This is a genomic window from Geomonas sp. (assembly GCF_056994735.1).
Map to the genome: position 1 here is coordinate 1 of NZ_JBXKJL010000319.1, position 4,538 is coordinate 4,538.

At 60.4% G+C, this 4,538-nt stretch carries 2 protein-coding genes; both read right to left on the reverse strand.

Annotation, left to right across the window (positions count from 1 at the left end; translation table 11 throughout):
- A partial coding sequence (locus AC11W3_RS14110) for a cytochrome c3 family protein (protein ID WP_484093189.1) occupies positions 1-3,209 on the reverse strand: 3,209 nt, incomplete at its 3' end.
- A 102-nt stretch (positions 3,210-3,311) separates the two neighbouring features.
- Positions 3,312-4,058 (reverse strand): hypothetical protein, encoded by a 747-nt coding sequence (locus AC11W3_RS14115; RefSeq protein WP_484088640.1) that lies wholly within the window; start codon positions 4,056-4,058, stop codon positions 3,312-3,314.
- Positions 4,059-4,538 lie beyond the last annotated feature (480 nt).

A 4,538-nucleotide genomic window follows, 5' to 3' on the forward strand; every position in this document is an offset into this window, starting at 1 on the left:
GCCTTGCTTGCCTGGCCGGAGTGGCAGACGATGCAGAGGTTGGACATGCCGGCGGTGTAGGTTGCTGCGTACGGAGCGTATGCAGCAGGGACGGTGTAGGTGTCGATGTTGCGGACGCTGGTTTTCCAAGAGGTGGAGCTGTGGCAAGCGTTGCAAGCCAGAACCTCTTTGGTGGTGTCACCGGTGGTGCCCCAGCTGGTAGCTGCGGTAGCCATCACGAAGCCGTTGGTTACGTACTTCACGAAGCCGGTGGTGGTGTGGCACTGCTGGCAAGCAGCACGGTCGCTCTGCTTGAAGTCGTAGTGGGTCCAAGCTTCGCCGGCGGTGTCGCCGTGAGCGGACTCGTTGTAGTCTGCCAGGATGGTGCCGCCCGGGGAGTCAGTGCCGTGGCCGATACCATGGCAGTAGTTGCACTGCTCGTTGGTGGAAAGGTACTGTGCCTGGGTAACGGTGCCGGTAGCGGTGGTCACAGTGCCGGTGTTCATGTGCGGAGCCTGCTGAACACCCGGGATAGCAGTGCCGTTGGCGACGTTGCCGGTGCCGAAGTGGCAGCCGAGGCAGCCAGGCTCGTTGGTGAAGGAAACAGCCTTGGAGGTGTCTACGCTAGCGTTGTACAGCGCACCGCCGGGAGTTGCCATGGACAGGATGGTACCTGCCGAGGAGTTGTTCATGATGCCGTCGTCCATCCAGTCGATCGAGTCGAAGATCAGTCGACGTGCGTAGGACGGATTGTGGGCGTAAGCGCCCTTGTCAGCGGTGGAGAAGAGGTACCAGTTGAACCATGCACCGGTGTTCTTCTCGGCAACGACGTTGTCCTTGGTGCCGAGGCTCATGTCCTTGGCTTTGCGCTCGGGCAGCGGGTTGATGCCGTCGAGGGTGATGCCTTTCTTGACCAGCAGGTTGCCAAGGGCCACGACAGCTGCGTCGAAGTCGGCTTTCTTGCCATCCAGGTTGGCCTGGGTGAACTCTGCCGGGTGGCACTTGTAGCAGGTGTTGGTGAAGGAGTCAGCGGTGATCTCGAGGGAGTGGGTCTCTGCCGAAGACATGTGGCAGGCGACGCAGGAACCCTGGGTGATGCCGGTGTTGTTGTAGCCGGTGGCGCCGCCTGCTACGTAGTTACCGATCCTCTGGTGACGTGCACGGTCGGTGTAGGTTGCTGCGGAAGCGAACTCGTAGCCGCCTTTGCCGTTGAAGATTGCAGCCGGCTGTGCAGCGTGCGGGTAGATGTTGGAGCCAATGGAGTACTGCTTGAATGCCGGAGCTGCGAAGAGGTCCTTGATCTCCTGGCCGGAAGCGCGCTGAGCGTGGCAAGGCATGCAGATGTTGGACTCGCGGTTGTCGGCCAGCTGGATGCTGGTGACGATCTTCTTCTTGGCGATGGTGGCGGTGGAGTAGCCCCACAGAGCCTTGTAGCCTTTGGTGCCGTGGGAAGCGGTGGTGAAGTTGGCAATACGCAGACCCTGGTTGGTGTAACCGTTAGCAGCCCTGTTGTCCGGGTTGAGGTGGCAGCCGTTGCAGGTAAGCGGAGCGGACTGCTTGGAGACGGTTACGCCGTCAGCCTGGTAGTTCTTGTCGATGTTCACGAAGCCGGAATCGACGAACTTGGCGAAGCCATTGGCGGTGTGGCAACGGACGCAGTTGGTCTGCTGCGGGGAGTTCTGGAAGGAAACCCCGTTGGTAGCCGGGCCCTGGTTGTCCCAGGTGTGGCCGGAGTCGGAGACCCAGGGAAGACCCTTGACGTCGCCGTGGCCGCCTGCAGCCCAGCCGGCGTTGATGGTGTTGTTGTGGCCGTGGCAGTCTGCGCAGGTAGCGCCGCCGCCGGTGAAGGAAGCCTGGGTGTTGAACTGGTCAATCGGGCCGCCGAAGTGCGGGGCCTTGCCGACCATGTTGGAGCTGTAGATGGAGTAGGGGGTACCCGGCTTGTGGCAGTTGAGGCACACGTCGTAGGTAACGGACTCCGGAAGGTGAGCGCTGTGGCAAGCCACGCAGGCCTTCACGTCCATCTGGTAGTACAGCTTGGCGTGGTCGCCGTTGTAGTGGCTGGACTTCTTGAAGTTGTCGGTGGGGGCGCCGTGCTTGCCTCCGGAGTGGCAGCTGAAGCAGGTGGCTGCTGCAGTCGCCTGGTAGGAGTTCATGCCGTCGAAGCCGCCGACGGTGTAGGCAGCCTTGAAGGTGCCGTCCGCGTTGAGGCCGTCGGAGTGGCAGGTGTTGCAGGCGTTGGCGTTGGAGGCGGTAGCCCGGAAGTGGCACTTGTTGGTGGAGCAAGTGGCCTTCTGGTCGCCGGCAACTGCGGAGTCACCCAGGTTGCGCAGGTTGTTCCAGTGCTTGGAGGCGGTGAAGTCGTTGACTACCTGGGTGTCCCTGCTGGCATGGCAGTTTACGCAACCGTTGTAGGCGGCGACTGCGGTGCTCAGGATGGCGACATTGCTGGTGACGGAACCGGTGCCGCCGTTCACCGTGTTGGCGGTGAAGGTCACGACGTAGGTGCCCGGTGCAGTCGGGGTGAAGGTCGCCGTGGTGGCGGTCGGGCTGGCCTGGGTCACGCCGGTGGTCGAACCGTTCACCAGGAAGGAGTAGCTGGCGAAGCCGGTGTCGTTGGTGGAGGCGACGCCGCTGAGGGTAACGGCGTTGCCGGCAACCAGGGTACCGGTGGCGTTCACGGTGGCGGTGACCGACGGCGCGAATGCGAAGTTAGCCACGATGGTGTGCGGGCCGGAAATTGCGGGCCAGGTCCAGGTGGTGATGGCGCCCTTGTCGACACCGTCAACCACAACGCTGGTGATCGCGTTGCCGGTATTCGGCTTGATCTTTACCGTGTAGTCCGCGCCGGTGGTCAGCGTCGGGGTGGTCGGCACGATGGCGCCGGCGCCGACGACGGAGGCATTCACAGTCGCCTTGACGATTGCGAAGTAGGCAGTGACGTACTGGCTGCTCCTCGACTTGTTGATGGTGTAAACGCCGGGGGAGGTGGCGGTAAGGGCCATGCCGTTGAGACGAACTGCGGTGATTGCGTTACCAGCTCCCGGGGTTACCGTGAAGGTCTCGGTGAGGGTGGTGTCGGGTATGGCGTTCAGACCGGTACCTGCCACAACGTCGGGGCTGGTGATGGTGCCGCTCCCGGAGGTCGATGCCGAAACGAACCATGTTGCGTTCGCGAATGCCGGCACGCTGAGAACTAGCGCTGCTGTTAGCACGAGTTTCCTTAGCATTGGTACTCCTTTCATTAGAATAACAAATTAGGATAAAATTAAAGGTGAGGGCCCGGGGCACGAGGCCCCGGACTCTCACCCGTGTGGGTCACTGCCGGTTAATTACTTGATGTGGCAGGAGAGGCAGAATGCCGAGCCATTGTTGTCGCCGAGCAGGAAGTAGTTACGGGAAGAACCCGGGTAGGTGCTGGCAACGTTATCCTTGTTGTGGACGTCGTGGCAGGTAGCGCAGGTGAAAGCGCCGGCGGTCAGCTGATCCTGGATCTTCTTGGTGCCGCCGTTGAAGGTAGCGGTCTCCGGCTGCAGGTCGCCCGGGTGGTTGGTAAGAGCCTCAGAGTAGAGGAACCCGATCGGGTGGTCGTTGGACAGGTTGTTAGCACCCGGTGCGCCAACCTTGTTGGCCAGACCGATAGCGGTGCCGCCGAAGTTGTCGTCAGCAAGCTTGTTGGTGGTGAGGCCGTTGTTGTAGTGCTCGTCAACTGCGATCACGCCGTCGTGGCAGCTCATGCAGAGGATGGTCGGGCCGGTGAGCGGGTTGGTGATGGTGACGTTGACGGTCGGGGAGAAGTAGGGAACGAAGCTCTCCTGGGTGGTGATTTTGTGGGACCACAGCGGGAGGTAGTCAGCAAGGCCCTGGGAGGTGGTGTCGGAAAGAGCGTGGTGCGGGGTGTGGCAGAATGCGCAGACGCGGCCTTCCGGGTCCTTGGTGTTCTCAGTGTAGCTGTTCATGTTGTGCTTGGAACCGACAACCCCGGCCTTGGGGACGTTGGTGCCGGTGAAGGTGAGAGCGAAAGCGGTCGTCGAAGCCATCACGGAAGCGATGCATACTGCGGTTAAAACCTTTTTCATCTTGTTCTCCTTGTTTGTTGGATTGCATCCCTTGTTGTTGGATTGCATTGTTAACACCAGTTACAGCCAGCCAATCTGCCAAATTCTGCTACTTTCCAGTTACCAACTACTACCTTTCTGCCAGTTACTGAAATCCTTGTGTCCCCTCCCTCCTTTTGACCTGCGGGAAGCTCGCTACTCAGAAGACTCCCTGCAAGGTCGGCGGCAAATTTTTTCACCTAAAGCAAGACGATTGGGATTCTAATTAGCAACCCGGATGCCAACACTCGCCCCGGCCGATTTTTATGCTGAAGGAACTGGTTCCGACGACAGCGATCGAGAGGCTCACGGTCGCCCATTCCCAGCAATTTCAACGGCTTCAATGGGCAATTAGCAGGGGTTCACGCTGATTCACGAAGGGGGTGTTATGACCTGACGGCGGCCCCGCAGTCACCCTCTCCGTCTTCTCACCAGTGATTTACCGAACCTTGGCCTTAATTT

Coding starts and splice junctions, on each gene's coding strand:
- AC11W3_RS14115 (WP_484088640.1), bottom strand. CDS start 4,058: ATGAAAAAGGTTTTAACCGCAGTATGCATCGCTTCCGTGATGGCTTCG.